Source organism: Arcticibacterium sp. SM2516, assembly GCF_057914865.1.
In genome coordinates this window covers 4,264,944-4,291,743 of sequence record NZ_CP195290.1, presented here as the reverse complement: position 1 = coordinate 4,291,743, position 26,800 = coordinate 4,264,944, and the positions used below count along the sequence as shown (strand labels likewise).

General features: G+C 37.5%; 26 protein-coding genes. 15 read left to right on the top strand and 11 right to left on the bottom strand.

Translation table 11 applies throughout. From position 1 onward, the window contains the following. Positions 1 to 132 precede the first annotated feature (132 nt). A complete protein-coding gene (locus tag ACSBFT_RS17680; RefSeq protein ID WP_463045221.1) occupies positions 133 to 1,656 on the top strand; it encodes a trypsin-like peptidase domain-containing protein in 1,524 nt (507 codons plus the stop codon). 81 nt (positions 1,657 to 1,737) lie between these two features. Here the strand turns inward: ACSBFT_RS17680 and tsf are convergent, their stop codons facing one another. The 7 genes from tsf to ACSBFT_RS17645 form a co-directional block, all read right to left on the bottom strand. Then, positions 1,738 to 2,571: a translation elongation factor Ts gene (tsf, locus tag ACSBFT_RS17675; protein WP_463045222.1), complete on the bottom strand. Its 834-nt coding sequence runs from the start codon at positions 2,569 to 2,571 to the stop codon at positions 1,738 to 1,740. Positions 2,572 to 2,660: 89 nt separating this feature from the next. Then, the gene (rpsB, locus tag ACSBFT_RS17670) at positions 2,661 to 3,602 is read right to left on the bottom strand and encodes a 30S ribosomal protein S2 (protein ID WP_463045223.1); all 942 of its coding nucleotides are present in this window, start codon (positions 3,600 to 3,602) and stop codon (positions 2,661 to 2,663) included. 129 nt (positions 3,603 to 3,731) lie between these two features. Beyond that, positions 3,732 to 4,118, bottom strand: a complete 387-nt coding sequence (gene rpsI, locus ACSBFT_RS17665; protein ID WP_489601793.1) for a 30S ribosomal protein S9 — start codon at positions 4,116 to 4,118, stop codon at positions 3,732 to 3,734. 23 nt (positions 4,119 to 4,141) lie between these two features. Continuing rightward, positions 4,142 to 4,585, bottom strand: a complete 444-nt coding sequence (gene rplM / locus ACSBFT_RS17660; protein WP_463045225.1) for a 50S ribosomal protein L13 — start codon at positions 4,583 to 4,585, stop codon at positions 4,142 to 4,144. A gap of 362 nt (positions 4,586 to 4,947) precedes the next feature. Continuing rightward, positions 4,948 to 5,397 (bottom strand): hypothetical protein, encoded by a 450-nt coding sequence (locus ACSBFT_RS17655; protein ID WP_489601791.1) that lies wholly within the window; start codon positions 5,395 to 5,397, stop codon positions 4,948 to 4,950. Positions 5,398 to 5,484: 87 nt separating this feature from the next. Next, complete coding sequence (gene mraY, locus ACSBFT_RS17650; protein WP_463045226.1) at positions 5,485 to 6,681, bottom strand: phospho-N-acetylmuramoyl-pentapeptide-transferase; 1,197 nt, start codon at positions 6,679 to 6,681, stop codon at positions 5,485 to 5,487. A gap of 120 nt (positions 6,682 to 6,801) precedes the next feature. Beyond that, positions 6,802 to 7,149: a YraN family protein gene (locus tag ACSBFT_RS17645; RefSeq protein WP_489601789.1), complete on the bottom strand. Its 348-nt coding sequence runs from the start codon at positions 7,147 to 7,149 to the stop codon at positions 6,802 to 6,804. 110 nt (positions 7,150 to 7,259) lie between these two features. Between ACSBFT_RS17645 and lipB the strand changes: the two genes are divergently transcribed. Genes lipB through moeB form a run of 3 tightly spaced genes read left to right on the top strand, consistent with a single transcriptional unit; the run spans position 7,260 to position 10,056 of the window. Then, complete coding sequence (lipB, locus tag ACSBFT_RS17640; protein ID WP_463045349.1) at positions 7,260 to 7,976, top strand: lipoyl(octanoyl) transferase LipB; 717 nt, start codon at positions 7,260 to 7,262, stop codon at positions 7,974 to 7,976. Beyond that, positions 7,973 to 8,983 (top strand): dipeptide epimerase, encoded by a 1,011-nt coding sequence (locus tag ACSBFT_RS17635; protein ID WP_489601787.1) that lies wholly within the window; start codon positions 7,973 to 7,975, stop codon positions 8,981 to 8,983. The genes lipB and ACSBFT_RS17635 overlap by 4 nt, the downstream gene beginning before the upstream one ends. An 8-nt stretch (positions 8,984 to 8,991) precedes the next feature. Further along, positions 8,992 to 10,056, top strand: coding sequence for a molybdopterin-synthase adenylyltransferase MoeB (moeB, locus tag ACSBFT_RS17630; RefSeq protein WP_489601786.1), 1,065 nt, complete (start codon positions 8,992 to 8,994; stop codon positions 10,054 to 10,056). Here moeB and ruvX read toward each other — a convergent pair. Both ruvX and ACSBFT_RS17620 read right to left on the bottom strand, forming a co-directional pair. Then, positions 10,037 to 10,450 (bottom strand): Holliday junction resolvase RuvX, encoded by a 414-nt coding sequence (gene ruvX / locus ACSBFT_RS17625; protein WP_489601784.1) that lies wholly within the window; start codon positions 10,448 to 10,450, stop codon positions 10,037 to 10,039. The genes moeB and ruvX overlap by 20 nt on opposite strands. A 7-nt stretch (positions 10,451 to 10,457) precedes the next feature. Next, positions 10,458 to 10,874, bottom strand: a complete 417-nt coding sequence (locus tag ACSBFT_RS17620; RefSeq protein WP_489601782.1) for a nucleoside-diphosphate kinase — start codon at positions 10,872 to 10,874, stop codon at positions 10,458 to 10,460. A 118-nt stretch (positions 10,875 to 10,992) separates the two neighbouring features. On the opposite strand from ACSBFT_RS17620, the gene ACSBFT_RS17615 reads away from it, so the two are divergent. From ACSBFT_RS17615 to ACSBFT_RS17580, 8 genes are all read left to right on the top strand, one after another. After that, positions 10,993 to 12,033, top strand: a complete 1,041-nt coding sequence (locus ACSBFT_RS17615) for a DHH family phosphoesterase (RefSeq protein ID WP_463045232.1) — start codon at positions 10,993 to 10,995, stop codon at positions 12,031 to 12,033. A 30-nt stretch (positions 12,034 to 12,063) separates the two neighbouring features. Further along, positions 12,064 to 12,897, top strand: a complete 834-nt coding sequence (locus tag ACSBFT_RS17610) for an FKBP-type peptidyl-prolyl cis-trans isomerase (RefSeq protein ID WP_463045233.1) — start codon at positions 12,064 to 12,066, stop codon at positions 12,895 to 12,897. Further along, on the top strand, positions 12,894 to 13,754 hold the full coding sequence (locus ACSBFT_RS17605; protein ID WP_463045234.1) for an FKBP-type peptidyl-prolyl cis-trans isomerase: 861 nt from the start codon (positions 12,894 to 12,896) through the stop codon (positions 13,752 to 13,754). Before ACSBFT_RS17610 ends, ACSBFT_RS17605 begins: the two co-directional genes overlap by 4 nt. A gap of 313 nt (positions 13,755 to 14,067) precedes the next feature. Next, positions 14,068 to 14,454: a TraR/DksA family transcriptional regulator gene (locus ACSBFT_RS17600; protein WP_463045235.1), complete on the top strand. Its 387-nt coding sequence runs from the start codon at positions 14,068 to 14,070 to the stop codon at positions 14,452 to 14,454. A 55-nt stretch (positions 14,455 to 14,509) separates the two neighbouring features. Beyond that, positions 14,510 to 15,787, top strand: a complete 1,278-nt coding sequence (locus tag ACSBFT_RS17595; RefSeq protein WP_489601780.1) for an MptA/MptB family glycosyltransferase — start codon at positions 14,510 to 14,512, stop codon at positions 15,785 to 15,787. A 154-nt stretch (positions 15,788 to 15,941) separates the two neighbouring features. After that, a complete protein-coding gene (atpD, locus tag ACSBFT_RS17590; protein ID WP_463045237.1) occupies positions 15,942 to 17,447 on the top strand; it encodes a F0F1 ATP synthase subunit beta in 1,506 nt (501 codons plus the stop codon). Positions 17,448 to 17,473: 26 nt separating this feature from the next. Then, the gene (gene atpC / locus ACSBFT_RS17585; protein WP_463045238.1) at positions 17,474 to 17,722 is read left to right on the top strand and encodes an ATP synthase F1 subunit epsilon; all 249 of its coding nucleotides are present in this window, start codon (positions 17,474 to 17,476) and stop codon (positions 17,720 to 17,722) included. Positions 17,723 to 17,829: 107 nt separating this feature from the next. After that, entirely contained in the window at positions 17,830 to 19,332 is a 1,503-nt protein-coding gene (locus ACSBFT_RS17580; protein ID WP_463045239.1) for a GH3 auxin-responsive promoter family protein, read from the top strand. Here the strand turns inward: ACSBFT_RS17580 and ACSBFT_RS17575 are convergent. Further along, positions 19,324 to 20,103 carry an amidohydrolase gene (locus ACSBFT_RS17575; protein ID WP_489601777.1) on the bottom strand — a complete coding sequence of 260 codons (780 nt, stop codon included), beginning with the start codon at positions 20,101 to 20,103 and terminating at the stop codon, positions 19,324 to 19,326. The genes ACSBFT_RS17580 and ACSBFT_RS17575 overlap by 9 nt on opposite strands. A gap of 12 nt (positions 20,104 to 20,115) precedes the next feature. Further along, positions 20,116 to 20,694 carry a peptide deformylase gene (def, locus tag ACSBFT_RS17570; protein ID WP_463045241.1) on the bottom strand — a complete coding sequence of 193 codons (579 nt, stop codon included), beginning with the start codon at positions 20,692 to 20,694 and terminating at the stop codon, positions 20,116 to 20,118. Between the two features lie 442 nt (positions 20,695 to 21,136). Between def and ACSBFT_RS17565 the strand changes: the two genes are divergently transcribed. The 3 genes from ACSBFT_RS17565 (at position 21,137) to ACSBFT_RS17555 (ending at position 26,723) form a co-directional block, all read left to right on the top strand. Continuing rightward, entirely contained in the window at positions 21,137 to 23,755 is a 2,619-nt protein-coding gene (locus tag ACSBFT_RS17565) for a PKD domain-containing protein (RefSeq protein ID WP_489601775.1), read from the top strand. Between the two features lie 84 nt (positions 23,756 to 23,839). Further along, a complete protein-coding gene (ruvB, locus tag ACSBFT_RS17560; protein ID WP_463045243.1) occupies positions 23,840 to 24,865 on the top strand; it encodes a Holliday junction branch migration DNA helicase RuvB in 1,026 nt (341 codons plus the stop codon). A 1-nt stretch (position 24,866) separates the two neighbouring features. Then, positions 24,867 to 26,723 carry a glycosyltransferase family protein gene (locus ACSBFT_RS17555; RefSeq protein ID WP_463045244.1) on the top strand — a complete coding sequence of 619 codons (1,857 nt, stop codon included), beginning with the start codon at positions 24,867 to 24,869 and terminating at the stop codon, positions 26,721 to 26,723. Positions 26,724 to 26,800 lie beyond the last annotated feature (77 nt).

Sequence of the window (26,800 nt, the reverse complement as noted above, 5' to 3'; positions counted from 1 at the left end):
TCGCTTTTTTCTTGTTAAATTATGTTAAGTGTTAAGGTCGGGGTTGAATTTTAATGCTTCGACGTACGTTTCTATATTACAAAAAAATATTTTTGTGTTTATTGTTCTAAATGTAAAACAGATGAAGGATATATGAAAAATAATTTAAAAGTAGCATTAATAGCAGTGGCAAGTAGTGTGGTCACCATAGTAGGCTATAAAGTGTCAGGCTTAGAAAAGACTGATGTTATAATGAACGAGGCGAATGCTAGAGAAGATACAGGGAATTCTAAGCTAGTGAACTTTTCGAATATGCCTGCTTCTGGGTTGACAGACTTTACTTATGCAGCCGGAGTTTCTGCTCCTGCGGTAGTGCATATAAAGGCTAAGTCCATGCGGGCGGTAAGACAGCAGCGAATGCCGTCTATCTTTGATGATTTTTTTGGTTTTGATCAACAACAAGCTCGTCCGCAGGAACAACAATCTTCTGGTTCTGGTGTAATTATCTCTAAGGATGGATATATCGCTACAAACAATCACGTAGTGGAAGGTGCAAGCGAACTTGAGGTAGTGACTTATAATAAGAAAATTTATACGGCAGAAGTTATTGGTGTAGACCCGTCTACGGATATTGCGGTAATAAAAATTAAGGAGAAAGATTTACCTAGTTTAATCTTTGCCGATTCCGATGAGGTTAAAGTGGGAGAATGGGTATTGGCGGTAGGAAATCCTTTCAATTTGGAGTCTACAGTTACGGCTGGTATCATAAGTGCAATTGGTAGAGATATAAGTATTTTGGCTAGAAGTTATCAGCAGAGGTACCAGAAAAGTGGCGTGGAGGGCGATACGCCGATTGAATCTTTTATTCAAACAGATGCTGCGGTTAATCCAGGAAATAGTGGCGGGGCTTTGGTGAATTTACAAGGTGAGCTTATCGGAATTAATACCGCTATAGCGTCTCCAAATGGGGCTTATGCCGGTTATGCTTTTGCAGTTCCTTCAGCAATAGTCAAAAAAGTAACAACAGACCTTATTAAATTTGGTAACGTTCAAAGAGGATATCTAGGGGTTGTTCCGGTGGAACTAGACAATAAGAATTCTCAAGAATTTAAGGTAAAGGTTACTCAAGGAATTTATGTTAGAGAAACTACAGAGGATGGTGCTGCTAATGTTGCGGGAATTCAGCCAGGTGATGTAATTTTAAAAATTGATGGGATGGTAATAAAGTCTGAGCCGAAATTTAGAGAGTTAATTGGACTTAAAAGACCGGGTGAGAAAATTAAAGTGACCGTGGATAGAGATGGTAAAGAGAAAGATTTCACGGTAACATTAAGAAATAGAGATGGAGGTAGTTCTATCATTAAAAAGGAAGTGGCAAAGAGTTCTATTTCTAATTTAGGAGTTAAACTAGAGGAGCTTTCATCTGGAGAGAAAAGCGAGATGGGAGTGAGAAACGGTGTTAGGGTTTCAAAGGTTTTTGAGGCGGGTACTTTTGCTAGAGACACAGATATAAAAGACGGTTTTATTATTACGCGTGTTGGGAATGTTAAAGTTGATTCAGAGAAGGATTTCAATGATGCCATTCAGCAAGCAGTCAATAATAAGGAAGATGGTGTGTTGATCTGTGGTGTTTATAAAAGCGTTTCACGTAATTTCTGTTATGGTTTAACGCTTTAAAGAGCGTAATAGGGTAATATGCAAAAAGACCGCTTTCCGTGAAGGAAAGCGGTCTTTTTATGCCTAATAATGCAAGAATAACTATCCAATCACCGTGTGAGTGAAAGAAGTTATTTTCAATCCTTTTTGAGTGTTCTCAAGAAGTTTTGCAATGTTAATAGATGGGTCTTTAACAAAGTCTTGATTTAAGAGTGTATTCTCTTTGTAGAACTTATTAAGTTTACCAAGTGCAATTTTCTCAAGCATTGCTTCAGGCTTTCCTTCTTGACGAGCTTGCTCTTTTCCTATTTCAATCTCTTTTTCCACGATTGTAGGATCTACATTATCTTTATCTAAACCTACAGGCTTCATGGCTACAATTTGCATTGCAACATCTCTACCTAAAGATACTACATCCGCTCCTTGAACATTCTCAAAAGATACCAAAGCAGAGGCTTTGTTATTTGAGTGAATATAAGCCACAACAGCTTCTCCTTCAACATGGTCAAAAGAAGATATAACTACCTTCTCACCAATTTTACCTATTAATTCTGTGATGGCCTCACTAATTATTCTGCCATCTTCAAGTTTTGTTTCAAGTAAAGTAGCCGTGTCTTTTACATCATTTTTAACACCAGCTTGTAAAATAGCTTTTGCCAATGAAGTAAAGTCTTCAACATTTGAAACAGGCTCTGTTTCGCAAGCTAAGGCCAATACTTTACCACTTTTACCACCATCACTTACATCTACAAGAATAACGCCCTCAGAAGTAGTATTGTCTGCTCTTTTGGCAGCTACTTTCTGACCCGCTTTTCTTAAAAATTCTACTGCTTTTTCAAAATCGCCATCAGCTTCTACTAAGGCTTTTTTGCAATCCATCATACCAGCACCTGTGGCTTGACGAAGTTTGTTTACATCTGCAGCTGTTATGTTCATTTTTGCTTTGATATTTAATTATAAATCCTATAATGTGAATAGCCCGAAAGGTTCCTCCGGGCTATTCGAAAACTTATTTTTTCCTAGAACTAAGCTTTCTCCTCTGTAGAAGTAGCATCAGATTCAGTAGCTGGAGTTTCCTCGTCAGCACCTTCTTCCTTTGTTGTTCTTGTTCTCTTTCTTTTTGGAGATTCTTCAGTTTCCGCTTCTTCAACTGGAGCTGCAGCTGCTGCGGTAGCGGCTGCCTTTTCTGCTGCTTTTTCGGCTGCGGCTTCTTTTTTAGCATCTGAAGCTTTTTTAGCTTCTTCAGCTTCTTTTAACTCAGAAGCTTCTTTATCTTGTTTTCTTTCAAGAATACCTTCTTCTATGGCTTTACCAATAGCAAGGGTAATCAAAGAAACAGATTTGTAAGCATCATCATTAGCTGGGATGGCGAAGTCAATTAACTCTGGGTTAGAGTTAGTATCAACCATAGCGACTACGGGAATACCTAATCTTTTTGCTTCAGAAATAGCAAGGTGCTCACGTTTGATATCCACTACAAATAAAGCAGCTGGAAGTCTAGACATGTCAGTAACACCACCAAGCAATCTTTCTAACTTGATTCTGTCTCTGTCTAACATTAATCTTTCACGCTTGGCAAGATTGCTAGAAGTTTCTTCGTCAGAAAGCATTTTCTCAATGTTCTGCATTTTTTTCAATGACTTACGAATCGTTGGGAAGTTGGTAAGCATACCGCCTAACCATCTTTCTGTAACGAAAGGCATTTTCAATCTTTTCGCTTCTTCAGAAACAATCTCTTGAGCTTGTTTCTTAGTAGCTACAAACATTATTTTTCTACCAGAGCGAGAAATACCTCTTACGAAGGCTTGAGCTTGCTCTAATGAAGTTAATGATTTGTTAAGATCAATAATATGGATACCATTCTTCTCCATGAAGATGTATGGAGCCATACGTGGATCCCATTTACGGGTAAGGTGACCGAAGTGAACACCTGCATCTAAAAGTTCTTTGTAAGTTAACTGTGCCATTTGTCTTTGTTTAAAGGATGATTTAAGCAGCCCAACACATCGGACACGATAAGTGCTGACTGTACTATTTTAAGAAAAACACAAAGTCTGAAATAGAAAACCATGACAGACTTTGTATTCATATTGGTATTAACGTTTAGAGAACTGGAACTTCTTACGAGCCTTTCTACGTCCGTATTTCTTACGCTCAACCATTCTTGAGTCACGAGTAAGGAATCCTTCTTTTTTCAAAGCTGGTCTGTTTTCTCCATCTGCCTCTACTAAAGCACGAGAGATAGCCATTCTAATAGCTTCCGCTTGTCCTGCTATTCCACCACCTTTAACATTCACTTTTAAGTCATACTTTCCGTCTGAATCAACTAAATGAAAAGGTTGGTTTAATATAATTTGTAATACTTCCGTTGGGAAATATGTTTGCAAATCGCGACCGTTAACCGTAACATCACCCTTACCAGGTTGCATGTATATTCTTGCAACAGCCGTCTTTCTTCTACCTATGGTATTGATTACTTGCATATTTTTAATGTTTTAATTTAGAATTAAAGTTCGATTAACTTCGCTTGTTGTGCTGCGTGAGGATGCTCACTTCCAACATAAACAAACAGGTTTGTAAATTGCTTACGACCTAGACGAGTTTTTGGAAGCATACCTCTAACGGCCATTTCCACAACTCTTCTTCCGTCTTTCTCCATTAATTCACGAGGTGTAGCAAAACGTTGTCCACCTGGATGACCCGTATGACGGATATATTGCTTATCTGTCATCTTCTTTCCAGTCAATTTCACTTTCTCAGCATTGATAACAATAACATTGTCACCGCAATCTACGTGAGGCGTGTAATTCGTTTTGGTTTTACCTTTCAAAATGCTGGCAATCTGGCTACATATACGACCTAAAACTTTGTCTTTTGCATCCACAATTATCCATTCCTTGTTGACCGTCGCTTTATTAGCCGAAATGGTCTTATAACTTAATGTATCCACTGTTTATTTTTTTTAAACGTTTATAAAAAAACATTCGCCATTTGATTTTTAAACCTATCCCAAATTCAGTGTTAAAAACCTCAAGCCTAAAGAAAAGTTGTAAGATGCTAGAAACCAGCACATAAAACGGATCGGAACTTCCATTTACACCAACTTAATTTTCCCTTCGAAGCACGGGCGGCTTCATGAAGGCAGTCTTTGGGGCTGCAAAGGTATAAATAAGTGGTTTTAAATACAATAGCTTATTGAAAATAAATATTCAACTAAGCATTTAGCTTTATGACTTACTAAAATTACCTCTTAGAAGTTGGTATTTCCAAGAGGTAAATGGGTTTAGGTTTATCTAAGGTTAATATTGCTCGCTAGTTCACAATCAAATAATGATAGGTAACAGTATCATGGGAGTTCTCATAAAGATAACCAGAAACCTCCAATCTTAAATTGTAGCGGTCATTTGAATCTCTGATAAAACGACGAGTTTCCCCATTTTTATAAGTAACATTAATCCTTTTCATTGATGTCTTAACGCAATCATCAGGGCCTTCTGCGGTTGCCCAATACCTACGGCTTGAGGTTTCTCCGTTTTCGGTTACTTCGTCATACGATATACTATTTCCAGAAACATCCTCCGTATCTATAGTTAAAAAGTAAAGACTGTCTTTATAGCTTATGGTACTGTTTGGAATTACTATTTTTTCTTGTTTGAATTTTCCTCGAATTTGACTTCTGGCAGGAATACAACTACAGCTGTAGATAAACCAGCAACTGGTTGTCAAGAGAACAATGACTAACGTTGTTGAGAGTTTTTTCATAAGTGGAATTTATTTATAACATAGCTGCAATATAAATATTGTGTATTCTTCTCGGGATTGACACTTTTTTAAAAGCGGTGATACAGCTTATCTAAGCTTCAGCGTTACAAGACAGATTACAGCTAGAATAATTCCGATAATCCAGAATCTGGCCACAATTTTCGCTTCATGCAGACCCTTTTTCTGAAAATGATGATGCAATGGTGACATCAAAAGAAGGCGGTTGGCTTGTGCATGTTCCAGTCCATGTTTTCTTTTTTGGTATTTAAAATAAGCCACCTGAGCCATAACCGAAACCAGTTCTATTAGAAATATACCACATAACACAGGAATTAATAGCTCTTTTCTTAAGGCTAATGCCATGGTAGCAATTATTCCACCGAGCATTAAACTTCCTGTATCTCCCATAAAAACTTGAGCAGGATAAGCATTATACCAAAGAAAGCCAATACAAGAACCAAGGAAGGCCGCACAGAAAATCACAATCTCTCCAGAGTTAGGAATAAGCATTATGTTAAGGTATTCTGCGAAAATTTTATTTCCAGACAAGTAAGCAAAAATGGCAATAGCCAACCCAATGATAGCGGAGGTTCCTGCGGCAAGGCCATCGATACCATCCGTAATGTTGGCTCCATTTGAGACAGCGGTTATTATAAATGTGCAAATGAATACATAAGGTAACCAAGATAAAAAATCAGGCAAGAAGCCCCCAAGAATACCGTAATCGATCTCATTACCTTTCATAAAAGGGACAGTGGTGGTTAGCTTAGCCATATCTACATATTGGCCGGCATTTCCCACATATTCTCTTACCACAACATTGTCATTATAATAAAGTGTAAGGCCTACAATTAGCCCAAGCCCAATTTGACCAATGACCTTAAACTTTCCTTTAAGACCTTCTTTGTCTTTCTTGAAGACCTTTATATAGTCATCAGCAAAGCCAATCATACAGGTCCAAATAGTCGCTATTATTAAAAGTATGATGTATATATTATCTAGCCTAGCAAATAACAGTACTGGAATTAATAAGGACGCCAGTATAATAAAGCCGCCCATGGTGGGTGTGCCTTTTTTTTCCATTTGCCCTTTAAGGCCTAGATCCCTAATGGATTCTCCAATTTGAAGATTTCTTAAAAGGTTAATAATTCTTCTACCAAAAATGGCAGCAATTAAAAGAGATACGATGGTTGCTGCAGAAGCTCTGAACGAAATGTATCTAAAGACTCCTGCCCCTGGTAAATCAAGGATACGATGTAGGTAATCGAAAAGGTAATAAAGCATAAATTAGAAAAGGTATGACCAAAGATAGGGATAAAATTATTGTTGATCTCAATCTTCGTTTATGGAGTAGTCAAAAGAAATTTAATGCGAAAGTCGTTGTTCGCCCCAAGAGGAGTTCAATTAATAAAAGGCATCTTCAAAATGTACAATTTCAAATGGCGAAAGTACGATGGAAATTAAATCAAAACGGACTTTACCTTCCCATTCAGAATCATTCAAATATATGTCGGCGGCTTTGATAAGAAAATTCTGTTTCGACTTACCCACATTGTCTTCCGGTAGACCATGGTCTGCATCCCCTCTTAATTTTACTTCTACAAAGATAAGCCAGTCGTTTTGTTTAGCGATGATATCAATTTCTAAATGACTAACCTGATAATTTCTTTCTATAATCTGGTAACCTTTATTGACTAAGAAATCTACCGCCCATTGTTCTCCTTTTTCACCAACCTTTCTTTTGTTCTTCATCACCGTTATTGAAAATAGCCTTAAGTTTTATTTTTGTTTAGTGTACTGTAACCATAAAAGCAAATTAATTTTGCCGCCATAGTGTTATAGTCAGAACCTGAAAGATATGGATTAAAGATATGCAAAATAAGGAAGTAAAGGTTGAAAATTTGGGTTTGATAGACTATCAAGCGGCATGGGATTACCAAGAAAGTGTTTTTGCTAAAACAGTAGAAGTCAAGCTCCACAATAGGAATAATAATACAGACACCCGAACGCCAAATCATTTGTTGATTTGTCAGCATCCGCATGTTTACACGCTTGGAAAAAGTGGTAAGGAAGAAAACTTGCTTTTAGACCAAAGAGGTTTGGAAGAAAAGAGTGCTAATTTCTATAAGATAAATAGGGGCGGAGACATTACTTATCATGGGCCAGGTCAATTAGTGGTTTACCCCATTTTAGATCTTGAAAACTTCTTTACGGATATACATAAATATTTAAGGTATTTGGAGGAAGCGGTTATGCTTACTTTGGCAGATTATGGTATTTCAGGTCTAAGGGTAGATGGTTTTACGGGTGTATGGCTAGAAAGAAACCCTTTAAAAATGTTAGGAGAACGAAAGATATGTGCTATGGGTGTAAAAGCCAGTAGGTGGGTGACTATGCATGGTTTGGCGTTAAATGTGAATACCGATTTGTCCTATTTTGGAAATATTGTGCCTTGTGGTATTGAAGACAAAGCAGTTACTTCAATGCAGTACGAGCTCGGTAGAGAACTAGATATCAATGATGTTTCAAAAAAAATGATTGAGCATTTGAAGGTATTGTTTAATATGGAAATTATATGAAGTTAAGACTGTTGCCATTTAGTTTAGAAAACAAGAACCCATTCAGGATTTCTTATGGTGTAAGAACGCATACAGATACCCTGTTTGTGGAAGTTAGTAGCGGGGGCTTTGTGGGATTGGGCGAGGCCGCTCATGTTCCATACTATGGCATTAATGTATCAGAATCTATCGCCATTTTAGAAAAAAATTGGAGTAGCATATCAGACTTCTGGGGTACACCTCATGATATTTTTTGGCATCGTATGAATAATATATTAGGAGAGAATCATTTTGCGAAATGTGCTGTGGATATTGCCCATTATGATTGGTGTGCTAAAAGAGAGAGAAAGACTTTGTCAGATTATTTGGGGCTTAGCTTAGGTAACTTGCCAAATTCCTGTTTTACCATTGGAATGGATGAACCTGAGAGAATGGCCGAAGCAATTTCTTCATCTAACTGGCCTAGTTTAAAGATAAAATTAGGAGGAGATGATGATTTAAACACACTAAAGTTCTTAGAAAAGGGCATTCATAAACCCTTCAAAATTGACGTAAATGCAGGTTGGAGTTTAGAAAAGGCTTTTGAGTATTTGCCTGAGTTGGAGAAAATGAACCTTCAGTTTATAGAACAGCCTTTGGCTAAAAGCAGGATGGATGAAAATGGACTTCTAAAGGAAAGATCATCCATTCCTATTTTTGCGGATGAGAGCTGTTTTTACAAGGAGGATGTGGCAAAGTGTGCTAAAAAGTTTGACGGTATTAATATAAAGCTGAGCAAATGTGGAGGCGTTTTCCCGGCACTTGAAATGATAAAAGAGGCTAGATCTCTTAACTTGAAAGTTATGATGGGTTGTATGACAGAAAGTAGTGTTGGTATTTCCACCATTGCACATTTAAGTTCTTTGTTAGATTATGTAGATATGGATGGAGCGGCCTTGCTAAAGTACGACCCTGCATCTGGTGTTAATGTAGTAGATGGGGTAGCGGTTTTTAACGGTCTTCATGGGCACGGTGCCATTTTAAAATAATTTTAGAAATGTTAGAACAGGACGAGCTTAAGCGATTTAGTAGACAGGTTCTAATTCCAGAATTTGGAATAGAGGGACAGGAAAAGTTGAAGCAAAGTTCCGTTTTAGTGATTGGCTGTGGAGGATTGGGTAGCCCAGTCCTTTTGTACCTAGCATCAGCTGGAGTGGGAAGGATTGGACTCGTGGAAAACGACGTCGTGGAGACTTCAAACCTGCAGCGACAGATTCTATATTCAGAGGATTCTGTGGGGAAATTGAAAATCGAGGAAACGGAAAGTCGACTTAAGTCCATTAACAAAAGACTTAAAATCACGAAGCATTCTACCCGAATAGTGTCAAACAATGCATTAGAGATTATTGAAGATTATGACTTGGTGATAGATGGTTCTGATAATTTCCCTACGAGATACCTTGTAAACGATGCCTGTGTTTTAAGTGAAAAGCCACTAGTTTATGGGGCAATATACAGGTTTGAAGGCCAAGTTTCTGTCTTTAATTATAAAGGAGGGGTGAATTATAGGGATCTTTTTCCAAGTCCACCTTCAGAAGAAATGGCACCAAACTGTGCGATTGCTGGAGTTTTGGGCGTTATGGCCGGAATAATTGGTTCCTTGCAGGCCATGGAGGCCATCAAAATATTAACGGGTATAGGAAAGGTATTGAGCGGAAAACTGCTTATTGTTGAGACTTTAAGTATGAGCTTTAGGAAACTGACAATTTTTAAAAACACAGACGCTGAGCCAATTACTAGTTTGATAGATTATGACAGGTTTTGCGGTATTATGGTTGAGGACAGGGACTGTATTGATTATGATAACTTCAAAGTTTCAAATATCGCTCAACTGATAGATGTGCGAGAATTTCATGAGCATGAAATGGGAAATCTTGGAGGAGAGCTCATGCCTTTGGCAGCCTTAGAGGATTTTATTCCTGAAATTAAAAATACAGGACTCGTGGTGGTTTACTGTCAAAGCGGTATCAGAAGTGCTAAGGCAGTCAAAGTTTTAAAAGAGACTTATGGATTCAATAATGTGGTGAGTCTAAAAGGAGGAATTAATGCCTGCGACTCATAAAATCTTGTAGGATTATAGTCGCAGATATTTTATCAATGTTACCCTTTACTCTCCTGTCTTTCTTCTTTGTTCCGCTGGAAATCATGACTTGCACGGCCATTTTGGAGGTAAACCTTTCATCAATCATATGTACGGCTTTATTTGGAAAAGCTTTGGAGAGAGAGAGTCGAAAGTTTTTCACCATTTCTGTGGCATCCGTTGCTGAACCATCTAGGTTTTTAGGATCACCCAAAACAAAGCATTCCACATCTTCCTTTGCGGTATATTCTTTTAAATAAGATAGGAGGGTGTTGGTAGGCACTGTTTCCAATGCAGTGGCTATAATTTGTAGTGGATCCGTTACCGCTAAGCCTGTTCTTTTCCCTCCAAAATCAATTGCCATTATTCTTGCCATGGTGTTCTTAGAATTTTTCTATGTCGGAAAAGAAAAAGGAAGATTCAATCAAGGCGTTCTCATCTGAATCGGAACCGTGGATAGCATTTTCACCTAAAGATTTTGCAAAAATCTTTCTTATAGTTCCATCTGCTGCATCCTTTGGATTTGTAGAACCAATGAGGGTGCGGAAGTCGGAAACTGCATTCTCTTTTTCAAGGATTAACGGTATGATGGGTCCAGATGACATGGTTTCACAAAGTTCTGCGTAAAATGGCCTCTCCTTATGAACAGCATAGAACTTGCCTGCGTTTTCGGCTGTTAGTTTGGTTTTTTTCATGGCCACTATTTTGAAACCAGCCTTTTCTATCATTTGGATTATCGCTCCAATATTATTTTCTGCCACTGCATGCGGCTTAATCATTGAGAATGTTCTGTTGGTCATATTAATTGATATTTCAGATTCGATAGGAGACAAATTTAATGTATTTAGAGATACTACGCTGAATTATTAATATAGCTTTCCAAATATGCTTTGTACCTTTGCCCCCCAATTATAGAGAATGCATCAATATTTCACTGACAGTCAGGACAAAAGGAAAGAATTTTTAAGTTTGATGGCTAAGCCACAACAAATAATTCTTACCGCACATCAAAACCCAGATGGAGACGCTTTTGGCTCTTCGTTAGGGCTTTATGCTTTTTTTAAACAGCAAGGACATGAAGTCACGGTAATCAGTCCTACAGGTTATGCCGACTATTTGGCTTGGATGCCTGGCGTAAATCATGTGGTAGATTTCCAGAGTGAACCTGCTAAGGCAGCAGAACTTATTGCTAAAGCTACCCTTATTTTTTGCTTAGATTTTTCTGCATTAAGTCGCATTGGTGAAATGGGAGAAATGTTTGAAAAATCTTCCAGTTTTAAGGTCTTGATTGACCATCATCAAGAGCCAGAGAGCTTTGCTGACTTTGTTTTTTGGAATGATAAGGCAGCAGCAACTTGCGAGTTGATTTATACCCTAATAGAGCAGTTGGGTCTTTTGGAGTTTATTAACGAAGAAGTGGCGACTTGTCTGTATACAGGAATTTTAACAGATACTGGTTCTTTCAAATTTGATAGCACTTCGAAGGAAGTGCATCGAATAGCCGGTGAACTTATTGATAAAGGAATAAATCCCAATGCAATAAATCGAAAGCTTTTCGATCAAAACGAAATTGATAGGCTCCGGTTTTTAGGATACGCTCTTAAAGAGAAACTTACTTATTTAGAAGAATATAGAGTTGCATATTTCTTTTTTTCAAAGGAAGAATTGGAAATGTTTAACTCTAAAAAAGGAGATACAGAAGGGCTTGTAAATTATGGATTGTCTATTTCTGGGGCAGTAATGTCTGCTATTTTTATTGAAAGAGATGGGATGATAAAAATCTCTTTCAGATCAGTTGATGATTTTTCTGTATCCGAGTTTTCAAGAAACCACTATAGTGGCGGTGGGCATAAAAATGCCGCTGGTGGAAAGTCGGATTTGTCATTGGAAAGTACGGTTGAAAAGTTTTTGAACCTTCTTCCAACTTATAAACAACAATTAACCTCACAGCCAGTATAAAAATGGAGTGTGATTCAAACAAAGCAAAAAATGAACTTTAAAGCGAGTGTGTTAGTGGCAGCTGTATCTGGTTGCTTATTGGCGTGTGGCCAATTTAAAATCTCTGAAACTGAAAATGGAAGTAGGCTTCAGATGCATAGAGAGAGCTCTGAAACCAAAATTAAGGAAGGTGATATGTTAACCTTGGATATGAGAATATCTACCGAGTTGGATACCGTTTTTAGAGATACTTGGGCTGAAGGCCAATCTATTCAAGTACCTGCAAGAAAAGGAGAGTTTAGAGGATCTTTTGAGAATGCTCTTTTTGAATTAGGAGAAGGAGACAGTGCAACGGTTTATGTTAAGGTGGATTCTTTATTTGGTAAAATGGGACAGCCGCTTCCTCCAGGAGTGCCTGAGCATTCAGAATTAAAGTTTTTAGTAAGTGTTAAGTCTGTTCAAACAATGGAGCAGTTTCAGGAGTCTTTGAAACTTAAGAGAGAAGGCGAGGCACAAACTATTGCGGTTTATGTGAAAGAAAAGTATCCAAAAGCCGTTAAAATGGAGAATGGAATTTATTATGTTAAAGAAAAAGATGGTGTTGGAGCAACGGTAGCTGCTGGAGATACCGTAAGTGTTAGTTATGTAGGTAAGTTTTTCGATGGAAAGGTTTTTGACCAAAATAGTCCCTTCAAATTTCCTGTAGGTTTAGGATATGTAATTAAAGGTTGGGATGAAGCCTTAATGACAATGAATAAGGGTCAAAAAGGTACTTTTATTATTCCTTCAGATCTTGCCTATGGCGAAAGAGGTGCAGGGGCAACAATTCCTCCTTTTACGCCATTAGTATTTGATATAGAACTTTTTGAAATAGGTAGAAAATGAAAAATGTAGTTATTGCTTTATTAGTAGCGGTGGGCCTTTCCTCTTGTGGAAAGAATTTTATTGAGAATGAGGACCAAAAGTATTTAGATCTTAACGTAGAAGAAATAAAGGCTTTTAATGAAGCAAATAATTTAGGTCTTACAGAACATTCAACGGGTATTTTTTGGAAAAAACTAGTCGAGGTAGAGAGTCCTGTTTATCCAACTGCTGACATTTCTCTTCATGTAGCGTTTAGAATGAGCACATTGAAGGGTGGTGAGTTATTAAATGTTACTGCGGCAGACTCTAGCTTTTTTTCCGCAAGTGCGGCATCTAGTGTTTTTCAAGGGTTTTTAATTGCACTAAGTGCTTTAGGAGAAGGAGAAAAGGGCGTGTTTTATTTGCCTTCTACATTGGTTTATGGTGCTAACCCACCAGAGAACTTAGCCATTCAGCCCTGGCAAGTTGTAGTTTTGGAAATGGAGATTATTAAGCAGTATTCTGAAGAGGATTTTATCGATCTTTATATAGAAAGAAATAGTTTGGCAACTCCAGAACTTACAGATCTAGGTGTTAGAATTATTAGAAGTGCTAATAGACCGGCGGAAGGAGATTTGGTTGCTGGGAATGTGGTTAAGGTAAAATACAAAGGTTACTTTTTAAATAAGAGCACTTTTGATGAAGGTGAGTTTGAATTTAGATTGGGTGCAGGTTCTGTTATCACTGGTTTTGATGATGGTGTTTCGCATATGCGAGTAGGAGAGAAAGCCACTTTAATTATTCCTTGGAGTTTGGGTTATGGAGAGTTTGGTACAGGAACTATTCCTGCAAAAACCACATTGGCTTTTGACATTGAGGTTGTATCAAAGACGGAATAATTTCCCTATTGATGGTGTAATAAAACACTAATAAGGATTCTTGACTTGAAAAAGTGACATTATTCCAAATGATAGCCATATTTTTTAAAAGCAAATATTGTTTGGCTTAAAAGCTTATAAAGCAAAATATTAGTTTAGTTATGTTAAATAATTGTAACTATTAGGCCACTTAAAAGGAGTCTCATCCAAATTTGGATGAGACTTTCTTTTTTAAAAAGATCTAACATCGCATTGATTTAAGGATCTTTAAAACATATCTTTGCGGCGATATCAGCAAAATGTTAATGCTGAACAAAGTAAACGCAATGAAGATATGTCAGCTACTGTAGAGAAAACGCATTACACAGAAAGTGAGTTAGCAGAGTTTGAAGTTATAATTCAAAAGAAGCTCGCGGCAACAATTAATGAAATTAACTTTATAAGCACCACACTGAGTAGAAAAGACGATAACGGTACCGATAGTACTGCTGTTGGAAGTAAAACGCTGGAAGATGGTGCTGATATGAGGGAAAAGGAGAGACTTAACCAATCTTCAGGAAGGCTGAAAAAATTTGCTTCTCAATTGGAAGGAGCCCTGATTAGAATTAAGAATGGTACTTACGGATTATGTAAAGATACTGGTAAGCTTATTCCGGCAGAAAGATTAAGAGCGGTACCGCATACGCAGCAGACTATAGAAGCCAAGTTGGCGAGAAATTAATTGAACAATACCTATTTAACCCTAAATTACCGTCATTTTTAATGACGGTTTTTTTATGCGACATGTTTTACAAATAGCATCTGCAATAGTCTACTTGCTTTTGGTTTTATTTCACAAAGAGAGACAGGATTTTTGGCTTTATTTTGGTGGGGTGTCACTTCTTTTCGCTTTTTATGTTTATGTTGTAGTCAAGACGAAGTTTGTTTTTTTTGAGATTTTATTTTGGGCAGTGCTGTTCAGATTTCTTTTTATTTTTTATTTACCGGTACTTTCAGATGACGTATATCGGTTTATTTGGGATGGCTATTTGGGCATAACAGATCAAAACCCATATTTATTTTTACCTTCAGATTATCATGGTCTAATGCCTGAAGGGCTTTTTGAAAAATTAAATTCTCCTAACTACTACAGCCTTTACCCTCCGTTAAATCAGCTCCTCTTTCAACTAGGCGTAACGTTGGGTAAGACTTCTGTTTTTAGTAGTATTGTGGGTATTCGTTTTATTCTTTTTGCGGCAGGAATTGGAAATGTTTTTTTAATTAAATCAATAGGTGAAAAATTAAAATTTTCAAAAAATAGGGCCGTTACAATTGCTGCTATTTATGCTCTAAACCCTTTTATTATCATTGAAACGGTAGGAAACCTTCATTTTGAAGGCGTTATGCTATTCTTTTTATTTTTAGCCAGTTATGTTTATTTGAGATTTTCTCATACCATATGGTCGGCCATTCCTTTTGCTTTAGCGGTATCTATAAAATTACTTCCGCTTATATTTCTTCCTTTGATTTGGAAAAGGCTGGGTTTAAAAAAGGGAGCTTATTTCATTCTGTTGACTTTTTGCATAAATGTAATTTTATTTCTACCCTTTTTTGATGCTCATTTGTTGACTAATATTTTCAATTCTCTAGATTTATATTTTCACAAGTTTGAGTTCAATGCGAGCTTCTATTATTTACTTAGAGCAATAGGATTTAAAGCTTTGGGCTTTAACACTATTAGCATAATAGGGCCGTTTTTGGCGACTGTTAGTTTATCTCTCATACTAAAACTGTCTTTTTCCAGGCTTGAGTTTGCCAAGACTTCGCTTTTGATTCTACTTATATACGTAATGTGCAGTACCACCGTGCATCCATGGTACATTATTACGCTTTTCGGGGTTTCTTTGTTTACGGATTTCAGATTTCCAATTGTTTGGACTTTTGCAGTTTCTCTTTCATATTTCGCCTACACATCACAGCCAGTTCAAGAGAACCTCTATTTGGTAACTTTGGAATATATGGTAGTTTTCTTCGCAATTTATTGGGAATGGAAGAATAAAAAACCGCTGTTCTAATTTAAGATTCCTTTAATCTTCCTATTATTTAGGCAATAATGGTAGGATTCTCTTCAAAAAATGCAAAACAATGTGTAAGAAGTTTGTTTTCTCCTTCGGAGTTTTTAATTTTGCAGTCCAAATCTCAAAATAGACGAATAAAATATATCTTGATATGGCTAATATCGGTAAAATTTCACAAATTATTGGACCTGTAGTTGATGTAAGCTTTGAGGGCAAAAACTCAGAGATTCCTGAAATTCTAGACGCTTTGTCTGTGGTAAAACCAAATGGACAAAAAGTAATTTTGGAATGTCAACAGCACCTTGGAGAAGACAGAATCAGAGCTATTGCGATGGATTCTACAGATGGTCTTCAAAGAGGAATGGAAGTAACTCACTTGGGTTCTCCTATCATGATGCCAACAGGTGAAGAAATCAAGGGTCGTCTTTTCAACGTTGTTGGAGAAGCCATTGACGGTTTAGGAGAAGTTACCACAAAAGGTATTTCTATTCACCGTTCTGCTCCTAAGTTTGAAGATTTGGCAACGTCCACTGAAGTACTTTTTACAGGTATTAAAGTAATTGACTTGCTTGCCCCTTATGTAAAAGGTGGTAAAATTGGTTTATTTGGTGGTGCAGGTGTTGGTAAAACAGTACTTATCCAAGAGCTGATTAATAACATTGCCAAAGCTTATGCTGGTTTATCCGTATTTGCTGGAGTAGGTGAGCGTACGCGTGAAGGAAATGATTTACTTCGTGAGATGATCGAGTCTGGTATCGTGAAATATGGCGATGCATTTAAGGAGTCCATGGAGCAAGGAGGATGGGATTTGAGCAAAGTAGATAAAGAAGCTTTGAAAGATTCTCAAGCAACATTTATTTTCGGTCAGATGAACGAACCTCCAGGAGCACGTGCTAGAGTAGCACTTTCTGGTCTTACTGTAGCAGAACATTTCCGTGATGGTGATGGCGAAGGAAAAGGTCGTGATATTCTTTTCTTTATAGATAATATTTTCCGTTTTACACAAGCGGGTTCAGAGGTTTCGGCTCTTTTAGGTCGTATGCCTTCTGCCGTGGGTTACCAACCTACATTGGCTACGGAAATGGGTGTAATGCAGGAGCGTATTGCTTCTACAAAAAGAGGTTCTATTACATCTGTTCAGGCCGTTTACGTACCTGCTGATGATTTAACTGACCCAGCCCCAGCAACTACTTTTGCTCACTTGGATGCCACAACGGTATTGAATCGTAAGATTTCTGAGCTTGGTATTTACCCTGCGGTGGATCCTTTAGATTCTTCTTCAAGAATTCTTTCTGCAGAAGTTTTGGGAGATGCCCATTACGACTGTGCACAAAGAGTGAAGAATACACTTCAGAGATATAAAGAATTACAAGATATTATTGCTATTCTTGGTTTAGAAGAACTTTCTGAAGAAGATAAATTAATCGTAACAAGAGCTCGTAGAGTTCAGCGTTTCCTTTCTCAACCATTCTTTGTGGCGGAGCAATTCACAGGTCTTCAAGGCGTTTTGGTTGACATTAATGATACTATCAAAGGTTTCAATCAAATCATGGATGGTCTTTATGATCACCTTCCAGAAGCAGCTTTTAACTTGGTAGGTACGATTGAGGATGCCGTGGTTAAAGGAGAGAAACTGTTGGCAGAAGCAAACAAATAAATTCCACTGAAATTAGAGTTTGAATTATGATTCTAGAAATAATTACACCAGACAAGAATGTTTTTGAAGGCGAAGTTTCTATAGTGACTTTACCTGGTAAAAACGGAGAGTTTCAGATTTTGAATGATCACGCTCCATTAGTGAGTACACTTGCAAAAGGTAACTTAACTTATGAGCAAGGTGGTTCTAAAACCTCAATGATAGTAGATGGTGGTGTGATAGAAGTGGTAAACAATAAAGTTCTAGTTCTTGCTGAGGCTGTTTTAAAAGCCTAGTTTGAACAAACTAGTATATTAAATCCCATGATTCATTTCATGGGATTTTTTTGTTTTTAAGTTTAAATGAAAACACTCATTTCGATTTCTATTGTAGTTTTGTAATAATGGGAATAAAATCTACTCTAAGTAAGCCTTTAGCCGCTATTACGGCAAGGAATCAACATGGCTGGATGCGAAATGCCGTAGAGGTTCAAGAGAAATGGCGTAAAAGCATTATAGAAACAGCTTCAAATACCGTTTTTGGGAAAGATCATCGTTTTTCAGATATTCAATCTTATGGTGATTTTAAACAAGCGGTTCCTGTAAATGACTACGAAGGCTTAAAGCCCTATGTAGAGAAAATTATAGCAGGAGAAAGTGACGTACTCTGGAAAGGAAAACCGCTATATTTTGCTAAGACTTCAGGGACTACCTCTGGAGTCAAATACATTCCAATAACAAATGACTCCATTCATAACCACATAGATTCGGCCAAAAACGCTTTGTTGAATTATATTTTTGAAACAGGAAATGCTAAGTTTTTGGATAACAAGCTCATTTTTCTTTCTGGGAGTCCAGTAATGACCAAAACGGCAGGTATTCATACTGGGAGACTTTCTGGAATATCAAATCACCATGTACCAACTTATCTCAAAACAAATCAGCTGCCTTCTTATGAGACAAACTGTATAGAAGATTGGGAGCAAAAACTGGAAAGAATAATAGACGAGACCATTGATAAACCTATGAGTCTTATTTCTGGTATTCCGCCATGGGTGCAGATGTATTTTGATAGGATTCAAGAGCGAACTGGAAAACAGATTAAAGATGTTTTTCCAGAATTCGATCTTTTTGTTTACGGCGGTGTAAACTTTGAACCCTACAAAGCAAAACTGTTTGAATCTATAGGCAAGGAAGTAGCCTCTATTGAGCTATATCCGGCTTCCGAAGGATTTATAGCTTACCAAGACAAATTTGAGTCTGAGGGGCTTCTTATGCTCTTAGATAGTGGTATTTTTTATGAGTTTATTCCTGCGGAAGAATATTTTGACGAAAACCCTACTCGTTTAACCATTGGTGAAGTAGAACTGAATAAGAATTATGCCTTAGTTATTAATAGCAATGCCGGTCTTTGGGGTTATTCTATTGGAGATACTGTAAAATTTGTTTCATTAGATCCCTATAGAATTATTGTATCTGGACGGATTAAGCATTTCATTTCAGCTTTTGGAGAGCATGTGATAGGGGAAGAGGTAGAAAAGGCTATGAAATACGCCTGTGAAAGACATCCTGAAGTAGAAATAGTGGAGTTTACAGTAGCTCCTATGGTGATACCAAAAGAAGGTCTGCCATATCATGAGTGGCTTGTGGAGTATGCCAGAGAGCCAATTGATGAAAAAGCATTCGCAAAAGATTTAGACTCCCAGTTGGTGTCGCTTAATACTTATTATAAAGATCTCATCGTCGGAAATATTCTAAGGCCTTTGGTGGTTACTTCACTTAAAAGAAATGCCTTTATAGGTTATATGAAATCAATAGGTAAATTAGGAGGACAAAACAAAGTACCTAGACTTTCCAATGATAGAGTTATAGCAGATGGATTGACCAAGGGTCAAAACTTAATTTAAAGTGAACTTGTCGGCATCCAGATGAACAGGAAAGGCATTTCTAAAAGAGCTTAATTCGTCTTTTGATAGTTCAGAAATAATAATCTGAGACTTACTGCTAATTTCGTTTAAAACAACACCTTTCGCATTGATAGCCTGTGAATGCCCAGAATAGGAAAGATTGTTTCCGTCGGTGCCTATTCTATTGGTTCCTAGAACGTAACACTGATTTTCAAGACTTCTTGCCTTAAGTAAAGTATCCCAAACATCTGTTCTTGACGCAGGCCAAGAGGCGGTGTAAATTAATACATCATAGGCTAAACCTAGGTTTCTACTAAATACTGGAAAGCGGAGATCGTAGCAAATTAAAGGGCAAAATTTCCAACCCTCATAATCTATAATCAGGCAATTATCACCGCTAGAAAATGTCTCTTTTTCTCCTCCAAAACCAAAAAGATGTTTTTTGTCGTAGAAGGAAGTGTTTCCATTGGGTTCCACAAAAAGCAAGCGATTGAAGAAATTTTCACCTTCTTTAATAACCAAGCTTCCACATATAGCGGCATCATACCTTTTCGCCATTTGCTTCATCCATCGGTGTGTGGTGAAGTTCATAGGCTCTGCCAAATGTTTTGCATTTGTTGAGAAGCCCGTGGTGAACATTTCGGGAAGCACTATCAAATCAAAAGGAATATCAATAGAAGATATTTTTTCTTCTATTTCAGACCTATTAGCTTCAGGGTTTTCCCAGTAAATATCTGATTGAACAAGAGCTACTTTTAGTGTTGGCTTCATATATAATGTGTTTTACTTTTTGTAAAAACGCATTTTATAGTCTGCTTTTATCATGCCTTTAGAAATATTAGTCAATCTTTTTTTTAGCATTTGCTTCTTAAGCGGACTTAAATGATCTGTAAATAATATTCCGTCAATGTGATCGTACTCATGCTGTATAATTCGTGCCGCCATATCATCATACTCTTCTGTATGTTCGTTCCAGTCCGTATCAAAATATCTAATGGTAACAGTCTCGGGTCTTAAAACTTCTGCTCTTATGTCTGGAATACTTAAACAACCTTCTTCATAAGCCCACTCTTCCCCTGTTTCTTCCAAGATTTCGGCATTAATAAAAACTTTTTTGAAGCCCTCTAAAGACGGATTAACCTCTTCATCCTCCTCTAAGTTTTCATTTATTTGATGCCCATCTACTACAAACATGCGTATGTCTTTCCCAATTTGAGGAGCCGCTAAACCAACCCCAGAGGCAGAGTACATGGTTTCAAACATATCTTCTGCTAGTTTTTTTACATCTATTTCCCCTTTTTCTATATCACGGCATTCTTTTCTTAAAACAGGATCGCCGTAAGCTACTATAGGATATTTCATCTAGAATTCTCTTTTGTTTTTTGCAAAAATAAGGATATGTTTTTTCACCTATGCATTTCAGTGTAAGTACTAAGAGAATTTGTCTGTAATAAATTCCCGTTATCAGGGCACTATTTCAAAATTTAGACAGGAAAACCCGCTGAAAGAGAAGTAAAATGTTTTGTTTTTAAAGATTCCAAAAGCAACCTTATTTTTTTTAGTTACGTTGATATAATAGGGTTTTGAAATTTACTTAAAGGGAAAAGTCAAGATCATTTATGTCTTTAATGCGGATTGAAAACGGAATTTTTGAATAAAAAACGTTAAATCTCGTTTTCTAAAAGCAATTTTACTTTAAATTACGTAAATCAGGCCAGCCTGAGTCTGGTTCAGTTTTTGAGCCTACTTTCTTTGTTAAAATATGTTTCGCTTAAATAGGAAAAATATAATAAATCTGTTCTTCATGACGCTGTCACTTTTTGTGAACAGTAGTGCTTGGGCACAGTTTTATGTAAGCGAAAAAACTTGTGTTGTAGATATTCAGAGTGGTGCAGAAGGTTCATTAGAAGGATGCCCAAATGCCACTTATTTTTTCGACACCGATACGAGTTCCGCTATCTGGGAATGGAATTTTGGAGATGTAGCCGATGTGACTCCTGGGCTAATAAGAAACCCACAACACTTCTATGGCTCCCCAGGGGATTATGTCGTTCAATTGACTAAGACGTCTAAGCAAGGTGTGCGATCCATTGAGACTAAAACTATCTCCGTTGGAGGTTTGCCACAGCAGCCTAAGTTTAATGAGGCCATTTCGGCAGATACTACGGTTTGCGGTAGTAATCCTTTAACCCTTAATCCTTTCAAAATAGGAATAGGAACTGGAGATTATACTTACTTATGGTACCCAGGGGGAGATACCACTCGAACCATTGATGTAGATTCTTCTGGATGTTATTCTGTAGAAGTTTTTAGTGCAAGTGGTTGTTCTAGAACCGCCAAGATAAATGTTAAATTCTGTTTTGAAGAGTCTGGTGGTGGTGGTGGAAATGAAGAATGGTTTTTTGGGACAGGAGCAACGCTAGAATTTCAAAATGATGGTGGCGTAGAAATCCCTAGAGATTCCTTAAATCCCGAAGGTGATTTTTTTGCAGACGTAGAAAAAGATAGCATCACCATTTCTCCAGTGGCAGGACGTTCAAATTTATTAGACTCTGATGTTTCCACAGGTATGGTTTATGGGCCTTCTGGAAGTCTGGCTTTCTATTCCGACGGAAAAAATGTCTATAATGCAAACGACGAACCTGTTTTAGACATAAATGGTGTTGGTTTATTAAATGGAAATAATACAGCATCTCAGGGTTTGATTATTATACCTAAATCTGGATGTACAGAATGTCCTCATCATCAGTATTATGTTTTTGCCAAAGATGTAGACACGGGCTTACTTTCTTATAGTGTGATTGATCTCAGATATAATGGAGGAATGGGCATGATAACCGAAAGGGATGTTCCAGTAGCTGTAGGAATTACAGACAAGATTACCATTCTTCCTAAATCAGACGAAACAGGATTTGAAATTTTCACACATCAATCTGGAAACAATATTATTGAAGTAATTAGAATTGACTCTGTTGGGATTCAAAGCACACAACAATCCATTGGCTTGCCACAGGATAATCCTTTAACAGAAAGTGGATATACGGTATTTGACCAGAATGGTGCTCAAATGGCTCAAGGTGGAATTCAGAATGGAAACAATGTCGTTGAAGTTTTTAGCTACGATGGGGCGACAGGAACATTTTCAAATCCTATTGTGATAGATCTGGGTATTGCAGCTCCGCCAAGCGTTTACGGATTGTCATTTAGCCCAGATGGAAGGCTTTTATACGCTACTATTTCTGGTGATCCAACTAAGGGGGAAACGTCTACCTTACTACAAATTCCAATATTTTTTCAAGATCCAAGTTTAATACAAAGCAATATCTCTACCATTGCTACATCTAAAACGGAGCAATTTGGAGCCCTACAGTTAGGACCCATAAATCCTAATGCCCCCGGAGATAAGTATTTATATATGGCTGTCAATAACAGCAAAAAAGTAGCTTACATTCAAGCTCCCGATATTCCTGGAAATGCTGCCGTAACTGGATATATAGAGGCCAGTAAAGGAATTGATGTGAACGGTGAGATGGGCTTAGGTCTTCCTATCGTAATTTATGCCAAACAAGTGCAGGATGGAGGCGGTGCTTCTGCTAATTATTTTGGGAATTGTTTTAACGCTGCCACGGCTTTGGAATCTCAGGGCATTTGTGACCCTATGAGGAATGAAATCACGTGGGAATTTGAGGACGGCACCACATTAAAGGGCACCAATGTCAATTATACCTTCCCAAAATTGGGTTGGAATAAGATCAAGGTTATTATAAAAGTCTTTAATAAATCACCATTGAGTGGTGTAATAAGCTCTCAGGTTATAGATAAATTATTAGAACTTACAGAAACGGAATGTACAGAAGTCATTTTAGAAGATTCCATTTATATCAAACCTTCGCCCGTTTCTAATTTGCCAGATGTAGGCTATGTATGTACCAGAGAAGTCCCCGTGAAAAGAGCAACTCTTTATGCTAATGTTACCGGTGGAGATGAATTCTTTTATAGCTGGGGCACCGCTTCTGGAGTACCGCTTGGCGGAAACTCAACCGACTCAACGGTGAGTGTTATAGCACCTTCCGTTTATACGCTAGAAGTGGAAAACAACTTTGGGTGTAAAACCAATGACGAAATAGAAGTAGTTGAAGGATGTGAACCAAGGGTATTTTTTCCTGAAGCTTTTACGCCAGTGGGTATGAACCCAAAATTTAAAATTCAATACGCTTATTTGGATGAAGTGAATTTGAAAGTCTTTAATAGGTGGGGCGAGCTGGTATTTGAGACTGATAATCTGGATAATCTATGGGATGGTCGGATTAAGGGCAAATTACAGGCACCTACCGTATATTCATACGTCTTAACTTATAAGGCTCTTGACTTTCCTGATAGGGGAGTTTTAAGGGAAGTAGGCTCAGTGTGGGTATTAAAATAAAAATTCCAAGAATTATTTGAACCAATAATTAGCAGCATAACCCACAATTTGTATTTTTACCAAATTTAATTCTGTTTTGAATTTATGCGGGAAGATTACTTAAATACTGATAGCGATATGCTTAGCCCTACGGAGAAGGATATTGAAAGGGCGTTAAGACCTGTCAATTTTGACGATTTTGCTGGTCAAGCTAAAATTCTCGAAAATCTTAAAATTTTTGTTCAAGCTGCTAATCAAAGAAAGGAAGCCCTAGACCATGTTTTACTTCATGGACCTCCAGGTTTAGGTAAAACCACACTTTCTTTAATCATAGCCAATGAACTAGGCTCTTCCATAAAAATTACCTCTGGACCAGTTTTGGACAAACCGAGTGATTTAGCAGGTTTATTGACTAACTTGGAAGAGAATGATGTGCTTTTTATTGACGAAATTCACAGACTTAATCCTATCGTAGAAGAGTATTTATACTCTGCCATGGAGGATTATAAGATTGATATCATGTTAGATTCTGGTCCAAACGCCAGAAGTGTTCAGATTTCGCTTAATCCGTTTACGCTAATAGGAGCAACCACTAGAGCGGGTTTATTAACATCTCCTTTGAGAGCAAGGTTTGGCATTAATTTAAGATTAGAATATTATGATGCTAAGCTATTAAGCCAAATTGTAGGAAGGTCCGCTCATATTTTGGAGACACCAATAAGTGAAGAAGGGGCTTTTGAGATAGCCAGAAGAAGTAGGGGTACTCCAAGAATTGCCAATAATTTATTAAGAAGAACTCGAGATTTTGCTCAGGTGAAAGGGTCTGGAAAAATAGATATCAAGATTGCCAAAATGGCTTTAGGAGCTTTGGATGTTGACGAACATGGACTAGATGATATGGATAATAGGATTTTACATACTATTATTGATAAATTTAAAGGTGGACCAGTGGGGCTTTCAACTATTTCTACGGCTTGCGGAGAAGAAGCAGAGACCATAGAAGAGGTATATGAGCCTTTTTTAATTCAAGAAGGATTTTTGAAAAGAACCTCGAGAGGCAGAGAGGCCACAGAAAAAGCCTACATTCATTTAAATATAGTACCAAAAAATAGAACAGGAGAATTGTTTTGAAATGGGAGTAAAAAGAATCGGAAGGGAATCAGAGGAGACATTCAAGGTAGAGCCAAGACCACAATCAAAAGAGGTCTTGTTTGAACTCGCTTGGGAAGTTTGTAATCAGGTAGGTGGAATCTATACCGTAATTCGCTCCAAAGTACCAGCAATGGTAGAAAAGTGGGGAGAGGATTATTGTTTGATTGGACCTTATATAGAACAGACAGCCTCCATAGAATTTGAAGAGTACACAGACGACTCCCCATTTTGTAAAGCGGCAGAGGCTCTCCGTTCAAAGGGCATGGATGTATACTATGGTCACTGGCTAGTTACGGGTAGACCAAGGATGATCCTTGTGGATTTTGAGAAAACCTTAGAAAAAGTGGATAGCCTAAAGTTCGACTTATGGGAAAACCATAAAATAAGCACTATCAATGCCGAGCCTCTTGTAAATCAGGTGATCGCTTTTGGACACTGCATTGAAACGTTTTTGACTGAATTTTTACAAAACCATGCTAAAAAATTAAGTGTAATTGCTCATTTCCATGAGTGGATGTCGGCTATTCCTATTTTAGGGCTAACCAGAAAACGGATGGATTTGGCTACGGTATTTACTACGCATGCTACCATGCTAGGAAGATACATAGCAGGAAATGTGGAAGACTTTTATGAACACCTGCCAAGTTATGATTGGGAAGTAGAAGCAAAAAACTACGCCATAGAAGCTCAGGCAGGGATAGAGTATCATGCGGCTCAAAACTGCCATGTTTTAACCACAGTTAGTGACATTACCGCTAAGGAATGTGAGGTTTTCTTTAGAAGAAAATGTGATCTCATTTTACCTAATGGGCTTAATATTACAAGATATGCGGCTACCCACGAGTTTCAAAACTTACACATTAAATTCAAACAGAAGATTAATCAATTTGTGATGGGTCACTTTTTCCAGAGCTATAGCTGGGATCTAGACAACACCCTGTACTTTTTTACTTCTGGAAGGTATGAGTTTAAAAACAAGGGTTACGATTTAACTTTAGAAGCCTTAAAGCGTTTAAACTTCAAATTGGTCAAAAATAATATTGACACCACCGTGGTGATGTTCATTATTACAAGGAACCCCGTTTATTCTATAGATCCTGCAGTATTGCAGTCTAGAGCTGTTATGGAGGAAATAAAGCTTACCTGCGAATCTATTGAAGAGCAGATAGGAGAGCAATTATTTTTCGCGTCAGCGGCAAATGACGACACAACGCTTCCTGACTTAAATGCTTTTGTAGAGGATTATTGGAGGCTGAGATTACGCCGGACTATTCAAACTTGGAAAACCCATACACTTCCAGGAACCACGACGCATTTGCTCAAAGGACCTGATCAAATAACCGAGTTTTTTGATCAGTCTAACATGAAAAACTATAAGGAGGATAGAGTGAAATTTGTCTATCATCCAGACTTTATCTCACCGACCAATCCGCTATTTGGATTAGAATACGGTCAATTTGTGAGGGGCTGCCACTTAGGGGTGTTTCCAAGCTACTATGAGCCATGGGGTTATACACCATTAGAATGTGTTATTCGTGGTATTCCTACGGTCACTTCTGATTTATCTGGTTTTGGTGACTTTATGATTCAAATCATGAAGGACTACGAAAATGTGGGGGTATATGTGGTTAACAGAAAGAAAAGAGATTTTGATCAAGCTGCTGATCAGCTTGCGGAGCAACTTTTCAATTTCGTGACCATGAATAGAAGAGACAGAATAATGCAGCGAAATAGGGTAGAGAATTTTTCTGATATTTTTGACTGGGCTAATCTTCGTTCTTACTATGATACTGCTCACGATTTGGCGATCAAGAAAAAAGGTGTAAAATTAAAATAAGTAAATTTTTGATGTCGGAAAGGTGCAGTTACTATATTGATAATAAGAAACTTGTCGATTATTATATTTAAGAGCAT

Excerpts from the sequence above, each read along its gene's own strand:
- ACSBFT_RS17555 (WP_463045244.1), top strand. The coding sequence starts at position 24,867 with ATGGGAGTAAAAAGAATCGGAAGGGAATCAGAGGAGACATTCAAGGTA.
- atpC (WP_463045238.1), top strand. The coding sequence starts at position 17,474 with ATGATTCTAGAAATAATTACACCAGACAAGAATGTTTTTGAAGGCGAA.
- ACSBFT_RS17575 (WP_489601777.1), bottom strand. The coding sequence starts at position 20,103 with ATGAAGCCAACACTAAAAGTAGCTCTTGTTCAATCAGATATTTACTGG.
- ACSBFT_RS17655 (WP_489601791.1), bottom strand. The coding sequence starts at position 5,397 with ATGAAAAAACTCTCAACAACGTTAGTCATTGTTCTCTTGACAACCAGT.
- ACSBFT_RS17620 (WP_489601782.1), bottom strand. The coding sequence starts at position 10,874 with ATGACCAACAGAACATTCTCAATGATTAAGCCGCATGCAGTGGCAGAA.
- ruvB (WP_463045243.1), top strand. The coding sequence starts at position 23,840 with ATGCGGGAAGATTACTTAAATACTGATAGCGATATGCTTAGCCCTACG.
- moeB (WP_489601786.1), top strand. The coding sequence starts at position 8,992 with ATGTTAGAACAGGACGAGCTTAAGCGATTTAGTAGACAGGTTCTAATT.
- ACSBFT_RS17635 (WP_489601787.1), top strand. The coding sequence starts at position 7,973 with ATGAAGTTAAGACTGTTGCCATTTAGTTTAGAAAACAAGAACCCATTC.
- ACSBFT_RS17600 (WP_463045235.1), top strand. The coding sequence starts at position 14,068 with ATGTCAGCTACTGTAGAGAAAACGCATTACACAGAAAGTGAGTTAGCA.
- ACSBFT_RS17610 (WP_463045233.1), top strand. The coding sequence starts at position 12,064 with ATGAACTTTAAAGCGAGTGTGTTAGTGGCAGCTGTATCTGGTTGCTTA.
- ACSBFT_RS17595 (WP_489601780.1), top strand. The coding sequence starts at position 14,510 with ATGCGACATGTTTTACAAATAGCATCTGCAATAGTCTACTTGCTTTTG.
- ACSBFT_RS17605 (WP_463045234.1), top strand. The coding sequence starts at position 12,894 with ATGAAAAATGTAGTTATTGCTTTATTAGTAGCGGTGGGCCTTTCCTCT.
- ACSBFT_RS17680 (WP_463045221.1), top strand. The coding sequence starts at position 133 with ATGAAAAATAATTTAAAAGTAGCATTAATAGCAGTGGCAAGTAGTGTG.
- ACSBFT_RS17645 (WP_489601789.1), bottom strand. The coding sequence starts at position 7,149 with ATGAAGAACAAAAGAAAGGTTGGTGAAAAAGGAGAACAATGGGCGGTA.
- ACSBFT_RS17565 (WP_489601775.1), top strand. The coding sequence starts at position 21,137 with ATGACGCTGTCACTTTTTGTGAACAGTAGTGCTTGGGCACAGTTTTAT.
- rpsB (WP_463045223.1), bottom strand. The coding sequence starts at position 3,602 with ATGGCACAGTTAACTTACAAAGAACTTTTAGATGCAGGTGTTCACTTC.
- ruvX (WP_489601784.1), bottom strand. The coding sequence starts at position 10,450 with ATGGCAAGAATAATGGCAATTGATTTTGGAGGGAAAAGAACAGGCTTA.
- mraY (WP_463045226.1), bottom strand. The coding sequence starts at position 6,681 with ATGCTTTATTACCTTTTCGATTACCTACATCGTATCCTTGATTTACCA.
- ACSBFT_RS17615 (WP_463045232.1), top strand. The coding sequence starts at position 10,993 with ATGCATCAATATTTCACTGACAGTCAGGACAAAAGGAAAGAATTTTTA.
- atpD (WP_463045237.1), top strand. The coding sequence starts at position 15,942 with ATGGCTAATATCGGTAAAATTTCACAAATTATTGGACCTGTAGTTGAT.
- rpsI (WP_489601793.1), bottom strand. The coding sequence starts at position 4,118 with ATGCAAGTAATCAATACCATAGGTAGAAGAAAGACGGCTGTTGCAAGA.
- def (WP_463045241.1), bottom strand. The coding sequence starts at position 20,694 with ATGAAATATCCTATAGTAGCTTACGGCGATCCTGTTTTAAGAAAAGAA.
- ACSBFT_RS17580 (WP_463045239.1), top strand. The coding sequence starts at position 17,830 with ATGGGAATAAAATCTACTCTAAGTAAGCCTTTAGCCGCTATTACGGCA.
- tsf (WP_463045222.1), bottom strand. The coding sequence starts at position 2,571 with ATGAACATAACAGCTGCAGATGTAAACAAACTTCGTCAAGCCACAGGT.